This is a genomic window from Luteibacter sp. 3190 (assembly GCF_031456385.1).
In the GTDB taxonomy this organism is placed as follows: domain Bacteria; phylum Pseudomonadota; class Gammaproteobacteria; order Xanthomonadales; family Rhodanobacteraceae; genus Luteibacter.
In genome coordinates this window covers 291,800-311,925 of the sequence record NZ_JAVDUO010000001.1, presented here as the reverse complement: position 1 = coordinate 311,925, position 20,126 = coordinate 291,800, and the positions used below count along the sequence as shown (strand labels likewise).

15 protein-coding genes are annotated in these 20,126 nt (G+C 67.7%); 6 read left to right on the top strand and 9 right to left on the bottom strand.

Annotated features, from left to right (window positions below; all coding sequences use genetic code 11):
* Window positions 1-4 precede the first annotated feature (4 nt).
* The 4 genes from J2X58_RS01425 (at window position 5) to mutS (ending at window position 6,505) form a co-directional block, all read left to right on the top strand.
* Complete coding sequence (locus J2X58_RS01425; RefSeq protein ID WP_310046041.1) at window positions 5-523, top strand: hypothetical protein; 519 nt, start codon at window positions 5-7, stop codon at window positions 521-523.
* A gap of 36 nt (window positions 524-559) precedes the next feature.
* Window positions 560-1,840, top strand: coding sequence for an XVIPCD domain-containing protein (locus J2X58_RS01420; protein ID WP_310046040.1), 1,281 nt, complete (start codon window positions 560-562; stop codon window positions 1,838-1,840).
* Between the two features lie 34 nt (window positions 1,841-1,874).
* Window positions 1,875-3,557: a type IV secretory system conjugative DNA transfer family protein gene (locus J2X58_RS01415; RefSeq protein ID WP_310046038.1), complete on the top strand. Its 1,683-nt coding sequence runs from the start codon at window positions 1,875-1,877 to the stop codon at window positions 3,555-3,557.
* A 359-nt stretch (window positions 3,558-3,916) separates the two neighbouring features.
* Entirely contained in the window at window positions 3,917-6,505 is a 2,589-nt protein-coding gene (gene mutS, locus J2X58_RS01410; protein ID WP_310046036.1) for a DNA mismatch repair protein MutS, read from the top strand.
* A gap of 463 nt (window positions 6,506-6,968) precedes the next feature.
* Here mutS and J2X58_RS01405 read toward each other — a convergent pair whose 3' ends face one another.
* The 4 genes from J2X58_RS01405 to htpX all read right to left on the bottom strand — a co-directional run bounded on the left by J2X58_RS01405 (window position 6,969) and on the right by htpX (window position 11,583).
* Entirely contained in the window at window positions 6,969-7,367 is a 399-nt protein-coding gene (locus tag J2X58_RS01405) for a S4 domain-containing protein (protein WP_090054581.1), read from the bottom strand.
* 41 nt (window positions 7,368-7,408) lie between these two features.
* Window positions 7,409-8,314, bottom strand: a complete 906-nt coding sequence (locus tag J2X58_RS01400) for an AEC family transporter (RefSeq protein ID WP_310046032.1) — start codon at window positions 8,312-8,314, stop codon at window positions 7,409-7,411.
* 197 nt (window positions 8,315-8,511) lie between these two features.
* Window positions 8,512-10,380, bottom strand: a complete 1,869-nt coding sequence (gene htpG / locus J2X58_RS01395) for a molecular chaperone HtpG (protein ID WP_310047868.1) — start codon at window positions 10,378-10,380, stop codon at window positions 8,512-8,514.
* A gap of 312 nt (window positions 10,381-10,692) precedes the next feature.
* Window positions 10,693-11,583 carry a protease HtpX gene (gene htpX, locus J2X58_RS01390; protein WP_090054585.1) on the bottom strand — a complete coding sequence of 297 codons (891 nt, stop codon included), beginning with the start codon at window positions 11,581-11,583 and terminating at the stop codon, window positions 10,693-10,695.
* A 197-nt stretch (window positions 11,584-11,780) separates the two neighbouring features.
* Here htpX and gluQRS point away from each other — a divergent pair, with 197 nt between their 5' ends.
* Both gluQRS and phbB read left to right on the top strand, forming a co-directional pair.
* Window positions 11,781-12,662 carry a tRNA glutamyl-Q(34) synthetase GluQRS gene (gluQRS, locus tag J2X58_RS01385; RefSeq protein ID WP_310046030.1) on the top strand — a complete coding sequence of 294 codons (882 nt, stop codon included), beginning with the start codon at window positions 11,781-11,783 and terminating at the stop codon, window positions 12,660-12,662.
* A gap of 56 nt (window positions 12,663-12,718) precedes the next feature.
* A complete protein-coding gene (phbB, locus tag J2X58_RS01380; RefSeq protein WP_090055833.1) occupies window positions 12,719-13,459 on the top strand; it encodes an acetoacetyl-CoA reductase in 741 nt (246 codons plus the stop codon).
* Between the two features lie 345 nt (window positions 13,460-13,804).
* On the opposite strand, the gene J2X58_RS01375 is transcribed toward phbB, so the two are convergent.
* From J2X58_RS01375 to J2X58_RS01355, 5 genes are all read right to left on the bottom strand, one after another.
* A complete protein-coding gene (locus tag J2X58_RS01375; protein ID WP_310046029.1) occupies window positions 13,805-14,911 on the bottom strand; it encodes a catalase family protein in 1,107 nt (368 codons plus the stop codon).
* An 84-nt stretch (window positions 14,912-14,995) separates the two neighbouring features.
* Complete coding sequence (locus tag J2X58_RS01370; protein WP_310046027.1) at window positions 14,996-16,660, bottom strand: POTRA domain-containing protein; 1,665 nt, start codon at window positions 16,658-16,660, stop codon at window positions 14,996-14,998.
* Between the two features lie 112 nt (window positions 16,661-16,772).
* Entirely contained in the window at window positions 16,773-18,311 is a 1,539-nt protein-coding gene (locus J2X58_RS01365) for a collagen-like triple helix repeat-containing protein (RefSeq protein ID WP_310046026.1), read from the bottom strand.
* Between the two features lie 316 nt (window positions 18,312-18,627).
* Complete coding sequence (locus J2X58_RS01360; RefSeq protein WP_177191141.1) at window positions 18,628-18,933, bottom strand: STAS domain-containing protein; 306 nt, start codon at window positions 18,931-18,933, stop codon at window positions 18,628-18,630.
* A 12-nt stretch (window positions 18,934-18,945) separates the two neighbouring features.
* A complete protein-coding gene (locus J2X58_RS01355; RefSeq protein ID WP_310046024.1) occupies window positions 18,946-20,124 on the bottom strand; it encodes a methyl-accepting chemotaxis protein in 1,179 nt (392 codons plus the stop codon).
* Window positions 20,125-20,126: the final 2 nt, after the last annotated feature.

Genomic DNA, 20,126 nt, shown 5'->3' with positions numbered 1-20,126 from the left:
GACCATGCGAACGATTCTGCCCATCGCCCTGCTCTTGCTTACGGCGCCCACCTTCGCGTCCACCACCATGTGTGCGAAGGGCGACGCGGTCGTGTTCTCGTGCCCTTTGGCGGGCAGCACGAAGGTCGTTTCGATCTGCGCCGCCGGCGACTTCGCCCATGATGAGGGCCGGTTCTACTACGCCTACGGGCGCGACGCGTCCCACCCCGAACTCACCTACCCGTCCGGGGCATCCATGGGTGAATTCACGCGTTCTCATCTCCGATTTGCCGGTAGCACCGGCGGTTACGCATACGCGTTCACCAACGCCGGATTCAAGTACGTGGTCTATTCGATCTCCGGCGCAAGCAACCTGCAGGACGGCGGCCTCGTCGTATTGAAGAAGGGCGAAGCGAAACCTGTGAAGCGCAGCAGCTGCCAGTCGGGCGCCATCGTCGACACCGAGGACGACGCCCTGATCGACGCTACGCTGAAGCTGAAGCGCGACGCGGTAATCGAAAAGACCGGCCTCCCCACACGCTGATCGCGCCGACCCAGGCGCGCATAAGGACATTCGAACATGACAGCGAAGCAGAACGCGGACTACCTTCTCGATGCAGCCATGAAAGCCGGCATCACCGACCCGAAGGAACTCGGTAACTTCATGGGGCAGATGCACGTCGAATGCGGTGGCTATGGCCGCATGAGCGAAAACCTCAACTACTCGGGCGAACGTCTCCTCGAAGTGTTCCCGGGCCGTAACGGCATGGATACACCCGCCGAGGCCAGCCGCATCGCCGCCGGAGGCCCGGAGGCCATCGCCAATGCCGTATACGGTGGCTCCTGGGGCAAGAAGAACCTGGGCAACACCGAACCCGGCGACGGCTGGACCTTCCACGGGCGTGGGTACGTTCAGTTGACGGGGCGGGACAACTACGAGCGTGTCGGCGAGGAACTCGGTCTCGACCTCGTCACGCATCCAGAGCTTGCGGAGGACAAGGAAATCGCGGCAAGGATCGCCATTCACTATTGGAAGGACCGCGTCGTGGCGAACCACGACCAGAGCGACGTAAAGGCAGCCTGTTTCGACATCAACGGCGGGCACAATGGCCTGTCTGCCCGGAAACAGGCTGCCGAAGCATGGGAGAAGGCGCTTGAGAATGGATACAAGCCGAACGGCCCCGAGCCTTTCCCGACACAGGAAGCGGGCCGTCGACACCTGTCGAAAGACAAGGTGATCCACATTCAGGAACTGCTCCGCGATCAGGGTTATGTCGATTCGAAGGGCAAGCCGCTCGATCCGGACGGCGCGATGGGTAAGGAAACGAAGGCGGCGATCGAGAAATTCCAGGCGGATCACCAGCTGAAACCGGATGGCATTGTCGGACCAGCGACGCTCAAGGCTCTCGAAGCCGGACGTACGCCCAAACAAGATGGGCCGCGCGCGGCGGCAACGCCCTTGCTCGACGATGTCGCACACCCGGCTAACGCCATGTTCCAGCAGGCGCTTGGCGAATTGCAGAAGCTCGACGTCGCTCATGGCCGCCCATCGGGCGAGCACACTGAGCGTCTCGCCGGCTCCCTTACCGCATCCGCCACTGCGGCCGGCATGGACCGCATCGACATGGTCGGACTGAACCGCGATGCCACGCGCGTCTACGCCGTTCAGGGGCAGGAGCATTCGCCTTTCAAGAAGGTGGCGGATGTCGATGTGATGGAGGCCGTGAAGACCCCGCTCGAGCAGAGCAGCGCGGAGGCGCATGCCAGCGGCCAGTCGCAGGCCGGGACCGCGGCGATACTCGCGAACTCCCAGCGGCAGGCAGAGGCACATACCACGCAACAGAGCGCCCGACACGTTTGATCGGACATTCCAGGGAACGAAGGCAGATCCAAGCATGATGAAGAACAAGGGATTTTGGGCGGCGGTGCTCGGCGTCGTCGCTCTGGTGGTCGGTAACTTTTTCGCAGGATGGTTGACGCTGGCGTTCCTTCGCCTCTCGGACGTGCCGACGGGATGGGGTACCTATCTCAGCTACATCCGCGCGCTGAACCATCCGCAGGTTCAGCCCTACGCGTGGCGGATCGAAACCGCCGGTATCGTCGGCTTCCTTTTGCCGATGGTGGCGTGGCTGTTCGCGCTCTACCTGCTCATGAAGCGCAAGGCCAAGGCGATCCATGGCGACGCGCGTTTCGCGACCGCGGCCGATCTGCGTAAACAAAAGATGCTTTCGGCGTCGCCGAACGGCATCCTCGTCGGCAAGTTCGGCGGCCAGCTGGTGCGCCTGCCCGGGCAACAATTCGTGATCCTCGCGGCACCGACCCGTTCGGGCAAGGGCGTGGGCGTGGTGATTCCGAACCTGCTCGACTATCAGGAATCGACGGTCGTCCTGGACATCAAGCAGGAGAACTTCGACCTCACCAGCGGCTGGCGGGCGTCGCAGGGGCAGGAGATCTACCTGTTCAACCCGTTCGCGGAAGATCGGCGCACGCATCGCTGGAACCCGCTCACTTACGTATCGAAGGACCCGGCGTTCCGCGTCTCGGACCTGATGAGCATCGCGGCGATGCTCTACCCCGACGGTTCGGACGACCAGAAATTCTGGGTCAGCCAGGCGCGCAACGCGTTCATGGCGTTCTCGCTGTACCTGTGCGAGAAGTGGGACGACGACGAGAAGCACGGTCGCCCAGAAATCGTGCGGAGCAAGCCGACGCTCGGCATGATCTACCGGCTGTCCTCGGGCGACGGCACCGATCTGCGGGAGCTCTACACGCGCCTGTCTAAGGAGCCTTTCCTGAGTGCCAACGCGCAGTCGGCGTTCGCCAACCTGTTGTCGCAGGCGGCGGAGACGTTCGCGTCGATCCTCGGCACGTTCAAGGAACCCCTGAACGCGTGGATCAACCCGGTGCTGGACGCCGCGACCAGCGCGGACGACTTCCTGCTCACGGATGTGCGCAAGAAGAAGATGACGATCTACATCGGCATCCAGCCGAACAAGCTGGCCGAGAGCCGGCTGATCGTGAACCTGTTCTTCAGCCAGCTGATCAACCTCAACACGAAGGAGCGGCCGGAGAACAACCCGGCCCTCAAGCATCAGTGCCTGCTCCTGATGGACGAGTTCACGTCGATCGGCAAGGTCGAGATCATCGCGTCCGCCGTCGCGTACATGGCCGGCTACAACATCCGCCTGCTGCCGATCATCCAGAGCATGGCGCAGCTGGACGCGGTGTACGGCAAGGATGTCTCGCGCACCGTCATCACCAACCACGCGCTGCAGATCGTCTATGCGCCGCGCGAGCAGCAGGATGCGAACGACTACTCCGACATGCTCGGCTACACCACCGTGCGGCGGGAAAACATCACGAAGAGCAAGAAGGGCGACGTTTCGAAGAGCCACTCGGAGGAGAAGCGCGCCCTGATGCTGCCGCAGGAGCTGAAGGCCATGGGGCCGGACAAGGAGGTCTTCCTGTACGAGGGCATCCCGCACCCGGTGATGTGCACGAAGATCCGCTACTACCAGGACAAGTACTTCACCCAACGGCTGCTGCCGAAGGTGAACGTGCCGACGCTGGCGGTCTGAGGGCCGCGTCGGGAGCCCCGCAAGGCCGGATCGCCGATGCGATCGGCTCCCACCCTCCGGCAGGGGGCTCGCGGGAAGTCCGGGACACTGGCGACGGGTATGCCCGGCTCGCTTAACCTGAGTTCATAAACCGGTCGGTATAGTTATTCCCAAGGCAGCCGAGATGGCGCCGGTCCCAGGCACATAAGGCGGTTCCCCTGCCGCTGGTGCGAAGATGGAATACCCCAAAAGCCCACGGCCTCCCCTCCGTGGGCTTTTTCATGCCCGGACGCCAGGCGGCACCCCCTTCCCCGGTCGCTTATCATGTGGGGCTGGCGTGCCATGGGTGGCGCGCCGTCACGCATCGACCGAAGACACGCATGGCCATCGCTGAAGAAGACCGCTCCGCCACCGCAGGGCATACGCCCTTCATGCGCCAGTACCTGGCGGCGAAGGCGGAGCATCCCGACATCCTGCTGTTCTTCCGGATGGGCGACTTCTACGAGTTGTTCTACGACGACGCGCGCAAGGCCGCGCGCCTGCTGGACATCACCCTGACCCAGCGCGGGCAGTCGGCCGGCGCGCCGATTCCCATGGCGGGCGTCCCGTATCACGCCGTGGAGAACTACCTGGCCCGGCTGGTGAAGCTCGGCGAGTCCGTCGCGCTGTGCGAGCAGATCGGCGACCCGGCGACGTCGAAGGGCCCGGTGAAGCGCGAGGTGGTGCGGATCGTCACCCCGGGCACCGTCACCGACGCGGCACTGATGGAAGAGCGCCGGGACAACCTCCTGCTGGCGATCTCCGCGGGTCCGAAGGGCTACGGGCTCGCATGGGTGGATCTCTCGACCGGCCGGTTCCTGCTGACCGAGGTGCCCTCCCCCGAGGGCCTCGCCGCCGAACTCGCGCGCCTGCAACCGGCGGAGACGCTGGTGAGCGAGGATGTCGCATGGCCGAAGCTGGTCTCGTCGCTGCCGGGCCTGCGCAAGCGGCAGCCGTGGCATTTCGACGGCGATGCAGCGACGCGCGAACTCTGCCGCTTCTTCCGCACGCGCGACCTGCTCGGCTTCGGCGTGGACGGCATGCCGCTCGCCATCGCCGCGGCGGGCTGCCTGCTGGGTTACGTGGAAGAAACCCAGAAGAGCGCCCTGCCCCATCTGACGGGCATGGCGGTCGAGAACGCGGGCGAGACGATCGCGATGGACGCCGCGACCCGGCGCAACCTCGAAATCGACACGCACCAGAGCGGCAACGTCGACAACACGCTGCTCGGCGTGCTCGACGAGACCGTGACGCCGATGGGCGCGCGCCTGCTGCGCCGCTGGCTGAATCGTCCGCTGCGCGACCGCGGCGTGCTGCGCGCCCGGCATCAGGCGATCGGCAGCCTGATCGACTCGCGGCGGCACGTGTCGCTGCGCGAGCGGCTGCGCGGTGTCGGCGACCTCGAACGCATCCTCGCGCGCGTGGCGTTGCGCTCGGCGCGTCCGCGCGACCTGTCGACGCTACGCGACGGCCTCGCCGCGGCGCCCTTGTTGCGCGAGGAGATCGCGGGCCTCGACAGCCCGCTGCTGCACGGCCTCGTCGACCGCATCGGCGACCACGCCGAGACGGCCGATCTCCTGGCGCGCGCGATCATCGCGCAGCCGCCGGTGCTGCTGCGCGACGGCGGCGTGCTGGCCGAAGGCTACGACGAGGAACTCGACGAACTGCGGCGCCTCTCGACCAACGCGGACCAGTTCCTGGTCGACATGGAAGAACGCGAGAAGGCGGCCAGCGGCATCCCGACGCTGAAGGTCGGCTACAACCGCGTGCACGGCTACTACATCGAGATCACCAAGGCGCAGGCGGACAAGGCCCCGCAGCACTACACGCGACGACAGACGACGAAGAACGCCGAACGCTACATCACCGAAGAGCTCAAGCAGTTCGAGGACAAGGTGCTCTCCGCGAAGGAGCGCTCGCTGATGCGCGAGCGCGCGCTGTACGAGCTGCTGCTCGACCGGCTCATCGAGCGCCTGCCGGCGCTCAAGATCGGCGCGGCCGCGATGGCGGAGCTGGACGTCCTGGCGGATCTCGCCGATCGCGCCGAGGCGCTCGACTGGGCCGCGCCCGAGCTCACCGACGTGCCCGGCATCCGCATCGACCGCGGCCGCCACCCCGTGGTGGAGAAGGTGCGCGACGAGCCGTTCGAGCCGAACGATCTCGCGCTGGACAAGAGCCGCCGCATGCTGGTGATCACCGGCCCGAACATGGGCGGTAAGTCCACCTACATGCGCCAGAACGCGCTCATCGTGCTGCTCGCGCACGTCGGCAGCTATGTGCCGGCGGCGGGCGCGACGATCGGCCCGATCGATCGGATCTTCACGCGCATCGGTGCGGGCGACGACCTGTCGCGCGGCCAGTCGACCTTCATGGTGGAGATGAGCGAGACGGCGAACATCCTGCACAACGCCACCGAGTGCAGCCTCGTGCTGATGGACGAGGTGGGCCGCGGCACCAGCACGTACGACGGCCTGTCGCTCGCGCGCGCCGCCGCCGTGCACCTCGCGGCGACCAGCTGCGCGTTCACGCTGTTCGCCACGCATTACTTCGAGCTCACGGAGCTCGCGGGCGAGTTCCGCACCATCGCCAACGTGCATCTGGATGCCGTGGAATATGGCGAGCAACTGGTCTTCATGCACACGGTCAAGGACGGCCCGGCGAACCGCAGCTTCGGCCTTCAGGTGGCCGCGCTGGCGGGGCTGCCCAAGACGGTGATCGCGGATGCGCGGCGCTACCTCGCCGCACTGGAACAGGGTCACGAGGTGACCGCCGCGGTCGCCGCACCGGTGCCCGCGGCGCCGCAGATGGGCCTGTTCGCGCCGCCGCTGCCGTCGCCGGTGGAAGAGGCCCTGCGTGCGCTCGATCCGGACGACCTGGCGCCCCGTGAGGCGCTGGATCAGCTGTACAAGCTGAAGAAGATGCTGCGCTGATGCGGCCGTAGGAGCGCGCCCTGCGCGCGACATGTTTTCGCGAAGAGCTCAGGGCCTGAAGTTCACCGCCAAAAGATGTCGCGCGCAGGGCGCGCTCCTACGAGGGAATGCCTGCGATTGGGATGGCCTATCGACGCCATTCGAACAAACGAATTCCATCGATCGGTCCGGTTTCCTATAGTCATCTCCGGTGCGGCGCCGAACGCGCACCGGCTTCAAGCGGGCAAGACGACTCTCCATCCAACGGCCCGCGACAGCCCCCGCCCCATCCCGCGTCAGCAGCCCGGGGTGGACTCGCGGGGGCTGTTTTTTTGGCTACCCCGGCCCTTGGCCCGCTACGCGGGATCGCCGATGCGATCGGCTCCTACCCCTTCGGTAGCGGGCTTGCGGTGGGGCGACTACCGGAGGGTGGGAGCCGATCGTATCGGCGATAGGCCGCGCGGGGCCGCCGCGACCTCCGTCTTCAGAGCGTCTTCTTCAGATCCTGGATCAGCCGGCGATCGCGCTTGTCGGGACGCGCGTCCGGGCGCAGCAACGCGCCGCCGGTCAGGCGGCGGTCTTCGCGCTGGCGTTCGCGCTCGGCGACGCTGGCCTCCGTCTCCGCGTAGAGCTTGCGTGCCTCCGGCGCCGGGCCGCGCTTCTGCGACAGCCCCGTCACGGTGCAGACGATTCGCTCCTCCCCACGGGTGATCCGCAGCGTGTCACCCACCTGCACCGCCTTGGCCGGCTTGCAGGTGGCATCGTTGAGTTCGACCTTGCCGCCGTCGATCGCCTGTTTGGCGAGGCTGCGGGTCTTGAAGAAGCGTGCGGCCCAGAGCCACACGTCGGCGCGAACGCCGGAGGTCGTCGAGGTATCGGTCATCTTCGAGTGATAGGGTCGGCCCGGGCGATCGCAAGCCCCGCTTACGCCGCGGGGAGGAAGAGGTTGCCGATCGGAATGGTCGCCAGCGAGAGCAGGATGCCGGCGCCCAGCACGGTGTTGGCCAGTTGCGGCTCGAGATCGTACCGGTCGGCGAGGATGGCCGCGGAAATCATCGGCGCCATCGCCGCCTGCAGCACACCGACGGTCAGGGTCAGGCCACCGACGCCGGCGGCCACGCCGATGCCGAGCACCAGCAGCGGTGCGAGCAGCAGCTTCCACGCCAGGCCGGCGGTCAGCGCTCCCACCTGCCCGCGACGCAGGTGCAGGCGGAATTGCAGGCCGACCGAGAACAACGCGAGCGGCGTGAGGGTCTGGCCGATCTGCAGCAACACCTTCTCGACCATCGCGGGCCAGCCGCCGAGGAGGCCGACCGTCACGCCGATCACGAGGCAGACGAACGCGGGAAACGTCAGCACACGGCGGACGATCGACGCGGCGCTCGCGCCGCGCCCGGAGTACATCGACGCCACGACGATGCCGCCCGCGGCGAGCATCGGAAAGCACCCGAGCTGGTCGGCGATGACGGCGATGGAGAGGCCGGGTTTGCCGTGCAACGCCTCCATCATCGGATAGCCGATGAACGAGGTGTTGCCCAGGCCACAGACGAGCGTGAGGCAGCCGATGCGCTGGGGACTCCACGCGAAGAGCCGGCCCAGGGTGGCGAACAGCGCCCAGGCACCGAAGAAGGTCACGTACATGCCGACGACGGGGAACCAGAGGTTCACGTCGATCGGGACATGGGGAACGAGCGCCAGCACCAGCGCCGGCAGCGCGATGTTGAGCACCCACCAGTTGATGCCCGGCACGATGCCGTCGGGCAGCGTCGCGAAACGGCGCGCGAGGATGCCGAGGGCGAGGCAGAGGAAGAGGATCAGGAGCGCGGACATGGGCGGGGACGATAGCAGGCAGGCGGTCGTCCTTGGGGTGACGTGGCTGTGAGGCCGGTGGGCCTGTGGCGCCTCGCGAGGAGATGTCGCGGCCAGGTCCGCTCCCACAACGGCGAGGGAGCGGACCTGGCCCTACTGTCGTTGTGGGAGCGGACCTGGCCGCGACCGCTTTTCGCGGAGCGCGGAGGGTCTCGCGCTTACCCCAGCAGCACCCGGTTCATCCGCTGCACGAAGCCCGCGGGATCCGCGAGCTGAGCACCCGCGGTGATCTCCGCCTGCTCGAGCAACAGGCTGGCGAGGTCGCCAGCCTTCGCGTCGTCGGCTTCGCCGGCAAGACGCTGCACCAGCGGATGCGACGGATTGAGTTCCAGCGCCGGCTTCGACGCCGGCACGTCCTGACCCGCTTCGCGCAGCAGGCGCGCCAGGTGGGGGGCGAGGTCGAAATCGGCCAGCGCGAGCACCGACGGCGAATCCGTCAGGCGCGCGGACACACGCACGTCGCTCACGCGATCGCCGAGCAACGACTTCGCGCGTTCGATCAGCGGCGCGGCCTCGGCCGTGGCGGCTTCCTGCTTCGCCTTGTCGGCCTCGTCGAGCGGGAACTCGCCCTTGGACACGTTGCGCAGGCGCTTGCCTTCGTACTCGGTGAGATAGCCGAGCATCCACTCGTCGACGCGGTCGGACATCAGCAGCACTTCGATGTCCTTCGCCTTCAGCGCTTCTAGCGCGGGGTTGCCCGCGGCGGCGGTGTAGCTATCGGCGGTGACGTACCAGATGGCGTCCTGTCCCACCGCCATGCGGCCGATGTAGTCGTCGAACGAAACCGTCTTCGCCGCGCCGTCGCCCTTCGTCGAGGCGAAGCGCAGCAGCTTCGCGATGCGCTCGCGGTTGGCGGTGTCCTCGACGATGCCTTCCTTCAGCGTGTTGCCGAAGCCGGCGAGGAACGTCGCGAACTTTTCCGGCTCGTCGCGGGCGATCTTCTCGAGCACATCGAGCACGCGCTTCACGCAGGCGCTCTTGATGCGCTCGAGCTGGCGATTCTGCTGGAGAATCTCGCGGCTGACGTTCAGCGGCAGGTCGTCGGCGTCCACCACGCCGCGCACGAAGCGCAGGTAGTTCGGCAGCAGTTCCTCCGCGGCGTCCATGATGAAGACGCGCTTGATGTAGAGCTTGAGGCCCTTGCGCTCCTCGCGGCCGCCCATCATCAGGTCGAACGGCGGCTGTTCCGGCACGTAGAGCAGCGTGGTGAAGCTCTGCGAGCCTTCGACGCGGTTGTGGCTCCAGGCCAGCGGATCGTTGAAGTCGTGCCCCAACGACTTGTAGAACTCCTTGTATTCCTCGTCGGTGATCTCGCTCTTCGGGTGCGACCACAGCGCGGACGCCGAGTTGACGTTCGACCACTCGGTCGGGTCCGGCTTGCCGTCCTTCTCGGCGGGCATGCGGATCGGGAACGCCACGTGGTCCGAATACTTGGTCACCAGGGAGCGCAGCTTCCAGGCGTTGAGGAACTCGTCCTCGTCGGCCTTCAGGTGCAGCACGACCGTGGTGCCGCGCTCGGTGACGTTCGTGTCCTCGAGCGAGTACTCGCCCTTGCCGTCGCTTTCCCAGCGCACGCCGGCCTCGGTCGGCTGACCCGCGCGGCGCGTGATGACGGTGACCTTGTCGGCCACGACGAACGCCGAATAGAAACCGACGCCGAACTGGCCGATCAGGCGGGCGTCCGCCTTCTGCTCGCCCGACAGCGCTTCGAGATAGCGTCGGGTGCCGGAACTGGCGATCGTGCCGATATTGGCCACGACGTCCTCGCGGCTCATGCCGATGCCGTTGTCGCGGATGCTGATCGTGCGGGCGTCCGGATCCCAGGTCACCTGGATGCGCAGTTCGGCATCGCCGTCGGTCAGGGAGGGGTCCGCGATCGCCTCGAAGCGCAGCTTGTCGCACGCGTCGGAGGCGTTGGAAATGAGCTCGCGCAGGAAGATTTCCTTGTGCGAGTAGAGGGAGTGGGTCACCAGGTGCAGGACCTGCGCGACCTCGGCTTCGAACTTACGGGTTTCCTGGCTCACGATGCCGTTCCTTCAGGGTGGGACAGGCAGGGGAGTATGGGGATGGGACGGGGGCGGGAAAAGGGGGTGGTGGGTGGTGCCGCGTCCTGAGGCCGTGAGGGGGCGTTGGGGATGGGAGATGGGAAATGGGGGCGCGACATCGTGCGTCCGAGGGCACCGGTCGCCCACCGGGTGCGTCGAGGCGCTCGAGGCGCTGCCGCCCCCTCGACCGCGTGCCGGGACCGCGCCCCCACTTCCCATCCCCCCACCTCCACGTAGTCCCTCTCCGGTCCCCGCAAAAGAAAGAGGCCGCCTTCCGGCGGCCTCCTCTCCCGATCACCTCGCGGCCTGCAGCGCCGCGATGCGTTCCTCGATGGGCGGGTGGCTCATGAACAGCCGCTTGAAGCCCGAGGCCAGGTGGCCGGAAATACCGAAGGCCTGGATCGTCTGCGGCAGCGACGTGTCGCCGTGGTTGCCGGAGAGGCGCTGCAGCGCGGAGATCATCGAGGCGCGGCCGGCGAGGCTGGCGCCTGCGGCGTCCGCCCGGAACTCGCGCCAGCGCGAGAACCACATGACGATCATCGAGGCGAACAGGCCGAACACGATCTGCAGCACCATCACGACCACGAAGTAGCCGATGCCGCCCTCGCCGTCGCGCTCGCGGCCGCCGCTGAGCCAGCTGTCGACCACGCGGCCGACGACGCGGGCGAGCACGATCACCAGCGTGTTCAGCACGCCCTGGATCAGGGTCAGGGTGACCATGTCGCCATTGGCGACGTGGCCGATCTCGTGGCCGAGCACGGCCGAGACCTGCTCGCGGTCCATCTGCTGCAGAAGGCCCGTGCTCACGGCCACGAGCGCGTTGTTGCGCGACATGCCGGTGGCGAAGGCGTTCATTTCCGGCGCGTCGTAGACGGCGACCTCGGGCATGCCGATGCCGGCCTTCTCGGCGTGCCGGCGCACGGTCTCGAGCAGCCAGCGCTCCGTTTCGTTGCGCGGCTCCTTGATGACCTGGGCGCCGGTGGACATCTTCGCGGTCCACTTCGAGATGGCCAGCGAAATGAATGCGCCGCCCATGCCGAAGACGGAGGCGAAGACGATCAGGCCACCGATACCCATGCCGCGCTGGGCGGCCCACTGATCGATGCCGAGGACCCGGCAGACGATCGTCAGCAGCAGGATGACCGCGAGGTTGGTGGCGACGAACAAGGCGATGCGTTTGAACATGGTTTGTCTCTCTCATGGCGGCTGGCTAAGTGGCGCCGCACAAGGCAATTTTTCGGGGCGGACACTGAATGATTCAATGGCCGCGCCGGCATCCACCGCCGCGAAGGCGTCACGTGGCCGCTGGCAGCGGAACGCGCATCGCCTACACTGACACGTCTGCCCGTCGCGGCCATGAGAAACCTCTCAATTACCGATCCATGACAGTGCCGGCCTATCGCGGACGCTTCGCTCCCTCGCCCACGGGCGCCCTGCACTTCGGCTCGCTGGTCGCGGCCGTCGGCAGCTGGCTGGTGGCCCGCCACGCCGGTGGGCAGTGGCTGGTACGCATCGAAGACATCGATCCTCCGCGCGAGGTTCCCGGATCGGCCGCGGCCATCCTCTCGACGCTCGACGCCTTCGGCATGACGCCCGACGCGCCGCCCGTCTTCCAGTCGCGGCGCGATGCGCTCTACGAGTCCGCCTTCGCACGCCTGCGCGACGAGGGCCATCTGTTTCCCTGCTGGTGCAGCCGCGCCGAGCTCGCCGCGCACGGCGGCCTGCATCGCGACGGCCGGTGCATCGCGCCTCCCGATCCGTCGCGCGCACCGGCGTGGCGCTTGCGCTCGCCCGACCGGGTGATCGCGTGGACGGACGACCTCCAGGGTCCCCAGGCCGAAAACCTCCGGGAGGTCGCCGGCGACTTCGTCATCCGCCGGGTCGAGGGGTTGTGGTCGTACCAGCTCGCCTGCGTGGTCGACGACGGCGAACAGGGCATCACGCACGTCGTCCGCGGCGCCGACCTGCTCGACTCCACCGCGCGGCAGATCTACCTGCAGGGCCTGCTGGATCTTCCCAGCCCGGGTTACCTCCACTTGCCGCTGGTCGTGGACGCGGAAGGCCGGAAACTGTCGAAGTCGTCGGCGGCCCTGCCGGTGGATCCGACCGATCCCCTGCCCGCCCTGCGTCTGGCGCTGGACCGGCTCGGCGTGCCCACCACGAGCGCCGCCACGAACCCGGCCGACCTGTTGCGCGACGCCCTGCGCGAATTCGCGCCTGCGACGCTCCGCCGCAGTAGTCTTACCCGGGGCGCGACGTTATAACGAAGGTTTGCCCGCACGCGGGCCACGACGGGACGATCGGGACGATGAAGCAGGGTATGACGCAGCGCACGGCACTGGTGACCGGCGGCACGGGCGGCATCGGTACGGCGATCGTGCGCTACCTTGCCCGGCAGGGCCACCGGGTCGCCACCAACTACCGCGACGAGGCCCGCGCGGCCGCCTGGCGCGAGGACATGATCCGCGACGGCATCGACGTCGTGATGGTGCCGGGCGACGTATCGGACCCCGCCTCGGCCGAGGCGATGATCCGCGGCGTGGAGGACCTGGCCGGCCCGGTCGAGATCCTGATCAACAACGCCGGCATCACCCGCGACACGACGTTCCACAAGATGGACTACCAGCAGTGGACCGAGGTGGTGAACACCAACCTCAACGCCTGCTTCAACGTGACGCGCCCCGTGATCGAGGGCATGCGCTCGCGTCAGTGGGGCCGCATCGTCCAGATCAGCTCGATCAACGGTCAGAAGGGCCAGTACGGCCAGGCCAACTACGCCGCCGCGAAGGCCGGCGTGCACGGCTTCACCATCTCGCTGGCGCAAGAGAACGCGAAGTTCGGCATCACCGTGAACACGGTCTCGCCCGGCTACGTCGGCACCGACCTCGTCATGGCCGTGCCCGAGGACATCCGCGCCAAGATCGTCGCGCAGATCCCCGTCGGTCGCCTCGGCCGGCCCGAGGAAATCGCCCACGCCGTCGCGTTCCTCACCTCCGAAGATTCCAGCTGGATCACCGGGTCGAACCTCGCCATCAATGGCGGCCATTACATGGGCTGGTAGGAACACCGAAGAAACCGTGTGGGAGCGGACCCGGCCGCGACAGCTTCTCGCCCAACCCTGCGCGCTGGCGCGTGAACCTGGAAACCGCGGCGAAGAGCTGTCGCGGCCAGGGCCGCTCCCACGATTTCCGGCGACCATATGTAGGAGCGGACCCGGCCGCGACAGCTTCTCGCCCAACCCTGCGAGCTGGCGCGTGAACCTGGAAACCGCGGCGAAGAGCTGTCGCGGCCAGGGCCGCTCCCACGATTTCCGGCGACGGTATGTGGGAGCGGACCCGGCCGCGACAGCTTCTCGCCCCGCCCTGCGCGCTGGCGCGCGAACCCTGAAATCGCGCCCGGGCCTTTCCTACAGGCCGAGTTCTTCGATCGAACGGGGCTCGACGACGCTCACGTTGTTATGGTGCGCGCGGAACTTCGCCATGACCTTGTACGCCAGCCTCCGGGCGCGCATGACCGATCCCAGCGGCCGGTGCGCGGCGATGCCATGCCACGGGCTGAAGGCCAGGCCGTCGTCGATGGCGGCGCGACGCGCGGCGTTCCACGCGGCCTGCGGCGGCACGACGATGCGCGCGACATCGATATAAGGGCTTTTCTCCTCCGGCCAGACCACGGACGCATCCTCGACCGGCATGGTCTCCGGGTCCGTGCAGAACTGCACCCGCAGGTCCCATTCCCCGCCTTCTTCCGCGAAGTGGTTGACCATCGCCTCGCGCAAGCCGTTGGCCTTGCCATTGACGTTGAGCGTGGCACCGGTGAGCGCCGTCAGGTTCGGCGAGTGTGGCGCGATCGACACCTTCACCACGTAATCGCCGAAGCGCAGAGGCGCCTGCGAGTAGTAGGTGTCGCCTAGCGGATTCGTCTCCGGCTGGCCGCCCAGCGCGAGCAGCGTCGGGCTCCGGCCGCCGAAGGCCTCGATCACGCGCTCGGTGCCGCGGAGCACCGCGGAAAGCGCCTTCTTCGCGCCTTCGGCGCGGTCCGTCGTCGCGGCGATCAGCTTCAGGGTGCTCGCGAAACGCTTCGCGTTCGGCGCCGAGAAGGCCGGGCCGTTGACCAGGACGAAGTCCTGCGTCACGTCCCCGTCGCTGCCGGGGAGACGCTCACCCTCCACGCCGACGATCTTCACCGCCATGCCGCGCGGCGTCGAAACGCTGTCGTCGAGGATGTCGCCCGGCACCGTCGAGAGGCGCATCACCAGGGGATAGCGCCCCGGCTTCGCGAAGATGCCCTGCGCGAGCTCGCGCGGCAGGTCGTCCGGGACGATCAGTTCGCCCGTCAGCAGCGCATGGCTCTTCGCATGCACGGAACGATGCGCGTGCTTCTCGTGCTCCAGCGTCGTCTGGTTGATCTTCGTCAGCGTCTCGATCAGCTGCTCGGTGGTCTCCGCCTCGTCGGGTTCGACATGCTCCAGCGATTCGTCGAAGAGGATCGGCGGTGGGCTGAGGTTGAGGGGCATGGCATGGCTCGGCGCTGGCGTGTCGCAGGATCTTGGCGCCGGTGCCGTGAAGGACCGGTCGGCGCCGTACGCCCCTGCCCCCGGTCACATGAGCTTGTAGCTGAACGTCAGGTTCCAGCGCATGTCGCGGTCACGGGTCTCGGGCGGCTTGTCACCCGTGGGCCAGGCGAGCGCGAAATCGACCGAGTAGTGCTTGTTGTCGGAGGCCCGCACGCCCATCGCCGCGGAATCGAGCCGGTCGATCAAGGGACGGGCGCCGTTGAGGTAGACGCGGGCCGTCTGGTAGGCCACGTACGGCACGATCGACTTGATCCACCGGGCACCGGAGACGAAGCTGCGATTCACCTCGCCGGACGCCGCCCAGCCGCTGTCGCCCGCGGCGTCGCCGGGGTCGTACGCGTAGGCGAAGCTCGGGCCGCCGAAGTTGATCTGCTCCGTCGAGGGCAACGCGGAGTCGCTGTACTGTCCGGTCGCGCGGAACACCGTGCCGAGATGGTGCGCCCACTGGTTCGACCAGACGAGGTTGCCGGTGTAACGGGTAAACGAGACGTCGGGCGTCGCCAGACCCAGCTCACCCACGTTGCTGACCGCGCGCGAATACGCACCGAGGCCCGCGAATCCGTGGGCGACGGCGAACGAGAACTGCCGCGTCTGCGTCGTGCTCACTTTCAACCATGAGAGTTCCGCGTTGAGTACGCGCACGCTCGATTGCAGCGCGACCATGGCGCCGGTGTCGACATTGCGATAACGATCGTCCTGGCGCGATGCGTAGATGCCCGTCGTTACCCCAAGGCGTTCCGAATTGTTCAGCACGATCGGATAGATGGCCGACAGGGCGAGACGCTCCTGCGTGAGCCGGTGATCGAGGTACGACGGAAGCTGCTCGTCGGTGTCCGGCTGGCCCCAGTAACGACTCGCATCCACCTTGCCCTGCCACCCGCGCGAACCGATGGGCTGAAGGTAGCCGGCCGAATAGAAGCGCTGGCCGCCTCCGTTCGGAAACAGCGTCGACAGGCTGAGCTGCTCGCCCAGCGGCGTCGCGCCATTTTCCAGCAGCGTGAACACGCCCTGCGTGCCGGGATGGTTGAGGTCGAGGCCGTAGCTCACGTCGTAGCGCTGTCGCGTCACCGCCAGATCGAGTTTCGTCGCGCCGTCGGTGGTCGTCGGCGGCGGGACGTTCGCGGCGATCTTCACGCCGGGCAGCTGGCCGAGCAGTTGCGTGTAACGCTCGAACGTCTCCTGGCGCAGCGGGCGCTCGCCGACGACATGCGCGGCCATCGCGCGGATGCGCGGTTCGAGATTGCCGGGATCGCCCGTCACGTCGACGGAGGCCACATAGCCCTCGACCACCTGGATGCGGACGACGCCGCCGGCGAGGTTTTGCGCCGGAACGAACGCGAATGAAAGCGCATAGCCCCGCGCCTTGTACATCGCGGTGACCTTGTCGGCGGCCGCGACGAGGTCGCGCACGGTCACGTCCTTGCCCTTGAGCGGCGTGAACACGGCAGCCACCTCGGCGAAAGGCACCGAGTGCACGCCCATGACGTCGAAGCGCGTCGGCGTGAGATGGGTCGACAACAGGGCTTCGAGCGCCGGGTTGGGCGCCTGCACGTTCACCTGCACCGATGGCGCCTGTTTCGGCGCTTCCGCGCGGGGAAGGGTCTGCAAAGGGTTGGCGGGGGCGCGGACCTGCGCATGGGCGGAGCAGACGACGGTCATGCCAAGGAGGCAACCGAACCATCGGGACATGGACGTTCCTTCTTCATTTCAAAAAAAACGCGCGGGTGCCTCCGCGCGCGAAGGGCCCGAAGGCCGGGGTGGACGGCGCGGGGGGGCGCCGTCCACCCGGGGAGCATCGGGATCAGCGGCCGCGCTTGCCGAGGATGCCCTTCAGCGGTGCGTCGCCCGCACCGCCACCGTCCGCGGCGCTCGTCAGACCACCGACCAGCCCGCCGACCACGCCGCCGACGGTGTTGGTGACGCCGGAGACCGTGCTGACGAGGCCGGCCGTCGCTCCGGTGCCGCCGGAGGTCGTCCCACCATTGATCGTCGTGACGCCGGCGACGCCGTTGACCACGCCACTCACCGCGCCCGTCACGCCCGACAGCGCACCGCCGGAACTCACGGCCGCCGTCGTACCGTCGCCGATGCGGCCGATGGCCGTGCCGGCGGCGGTCGTCAGCGGAGCCAGGGGCGAGAGCGCGCCCGTGCCAGCACCGGCCACGGTGTCGCCAAGGCCCGAAACGGTGCCGGTGAGCCCGCCGAGCGTCGTGCCCAAGGTATCGCCGGCACCCGGCGCCGACGTGCCAAGGCCACCCTGCAAACCACTGCTCAGCGAGGCGAGCGACGTGCCGACGCCTTCGATCGTGTTGCCCAGGGGCGACGTCAGGCTGCTCGCCGCTCCCGGCACCTGCGCACTGGCGATGTTCGCGCCGAGACCAGCCACGGCGCCGCTGAGGCCACCGACCAGACCACCGCTCGCATTCCCGGTGGCGGCGATGAGGTTCGTCGACTGGATCGGCGAACTGCTGTCGCCCAGCGCGCTGGCGAGCGGCGTCACCGTGTCGCTCAGCGTCTGCGTCAGCGCGTTCGTGCCGTTGGACTGCAGGACGCCGTCGAGCCCCTGCCCGACCTGCGACACCGCGTTCCCGGTGCCGTCGACGACATTGCCGACGAGCGAGGTGATGGGCGCGATCGGCGTGCCCTGGCCCACCGTCGGCAGACCGCCACCGAGGTCCTGCACACCGTCGCCGATCTGGACGACCGCGTTGCCGAGGGAATCCGTCGTGGTGCCGACCGGATTGGTCGTGTTGCCGGTCTGGCCGAGGCCATCGCTGACGCCGTTCCCGATCGTCGTGAGGGCGCCGCCGATGCCGTCGACGGCGCTACCGAGACCCGTGCCGAGGCCAGACGTGCCGCCGAGAATCGTCGTCGCCGGAATCTGGGCCCCGACGCCCGAAACGGTGTTGCCCAGTGCCGTGATGATGTTGCCGGTGCCGGTCGCTACGGCGCCGACCGCGTTGCTCGGTGCGGGCGTGCCGCCCGTACCACCACCACCGCCGGTTCCACCGCCGTCGCCGCCACCCGTTCCACCGCCACCGCCCGTGCCACCGCCGCCGGTACCACCGCCACCGGTACCACCACCGCCGGTACCGCCACCCGTGCCGCCACCTGTCCCGCCGGTGCCGCCCGTGCCACCCGATCCGCCGCCGTCCGAGCCGCCGCCGGCACCGCCACCACCGGTATCGCCGGCACCGCCGGGCTGAACGGTCCCGCCGGAGCCGCCGCCCGAGCGGGTGGACCCGTGCCCGCTGCATGCCGTGATGGAGACCGACGCGGCGAGGATGCAACTCGCCAGGAGGGTACGCGTCAAAACCTTACCGATCGTCTGCTCGCTCATGATCACTCCTCAGGCGTCGCACGCCTTGGGTAGTGCCCCCTGCCATTCGGGAGCCCGAAATATCGAGTGTGACCCCCGTCACACCGCGATTTCATGAGACGCTGAGGCCCGATGAGCGACTGCGCAAAAGCGGCACGGCAGCCGGTTTCCGACATGCAATTTCGGCCGGTTCGTTACATTTCTTAGATAGAGATTGCGAGGGCCTCGACGACGCGTCGAGATTGCATCAAGGCGGTATCGCCGTCAGTGTTTTGACGGGCAAAAAAAGACCCGCTGGCCGGGCCAGCGGGTCGTCGTGCGCACTGTTTTTTCGCCCTCAGTGCACCGTGAACAACTTGTCGAAGCCGGCGATGCGCAGCGTGTTACGCAGTTCCGCGCCGGCGTTCACGATGCGGATTTCGGCGCGGTCGCCGCCCGCATGCTCGCGCAGGAGCATCAGCATGCCCAGCGCCGAGCTGTCCATGCCGGTGACCTGCTCCAGGTCGAGCACGTAGCTGCGCGCGGGCGCGACATCGCCCAGGCAGGCGTCGTGGAAGGCGCGGTGGATCGAGAAGTCGAAGCGCTCGCCCAGGTGAAGGGTGAGGCAGCCCTGCTCGGTGTCGTGGTGGACGTTGATGGACATGCGTGGGCTTCCTCAGAACAGGTCGATGTCGCCGGCAGCCATGGACTGCTGGAGGGCCGGGCCACGCGAGCGCAGGCGGGCGCGCTCGCGCTGCTCGGCGAGACGGGAGCGGACGCGCTGGGCGCGGGCACCGAGTTCGGCGGCGTCGGACGGCGCGCAGGCCAGTTCCTCGATGTCGCGGGTGCAGTCCGCGGTGATCTCCTGCAGCTCGACCAGGCGCGAACGCGTCTGGTGCAGCAACTGGCTGAGGATGTCCTCGAACTGCAGCGAGCGGATCGTCGTGGAGACGTCGTTGCCGAGGCCGCGGTTGATCGTGGCGGCTTCGTCGGCGGCGGCGCTGGTACGCGCGTTCGATTCGGTGATCGTCGACATCATCGCGTCGATGCCGCCCTTGGCGGAGAGCGCCACGTTCATGTCCTGCGAGGCCATGTGGCCGACCAGCTCGCGCAGCTGCTCCATCGCGGTGCGCGAGCGCTCCACGTGCGTGCCGATCTTCTCGTTGAACTGGTTGCTGTGCTGCGCGAGGTTGCGGATCTCGCCGGCGACGACCGCGAAACCGCGACCGGACTCGCCGGCACGCGCCGCTTCGATCGCCGCGTTCAGCGCCAGCAGGTTGGTTTCCTCGGCGATGGTGTTGACGTTCTTCAGCAGGGCGAACACGGCGTCCATCTCCTTCGCCATGCCGTCGATGCGATAGACGATGCGCAGGCTCTCGCGCGAGAGCTGCACGATCAGGCCGACGAAGTGCTCGAGCAGTCCGGCGGTGCGGTCGGCGAAGTCCTGCACCGAAATGCCCTTGCCGCCGCCTTCGATGATCTCGCTGAGCAGCTTCTGCTGCTTGCCGGTCTTCTGCGACAGGCCGTTGAAGCCGCCGCCCAGTTCGGCGACCGCGTCGCGCAGCAGGTCGAGCGCCTGGTTGAGTTCACGGCTGGCATGGCCGAGTTCGTCGACGATCGCGCTGCGCACGTCTTCCATGGCTTCGCGCACCGAGGCCTCGTCGCTGGTGGCGCTGCTGAGCACCACTTCGACGTCGGGCAGGTGTGCCGGGCGCAGCCCGATCGCGATCCACGTCGCCGTCAGCAGGGCCACGACCACGGGGGCGACCCAGGCGGCGTGGAACACGAGGACAACGACGAGGGCGACCGCGCTGGCGGCGAATCCCACGATGCGTTCGTTTTTCGGAATCGACATGA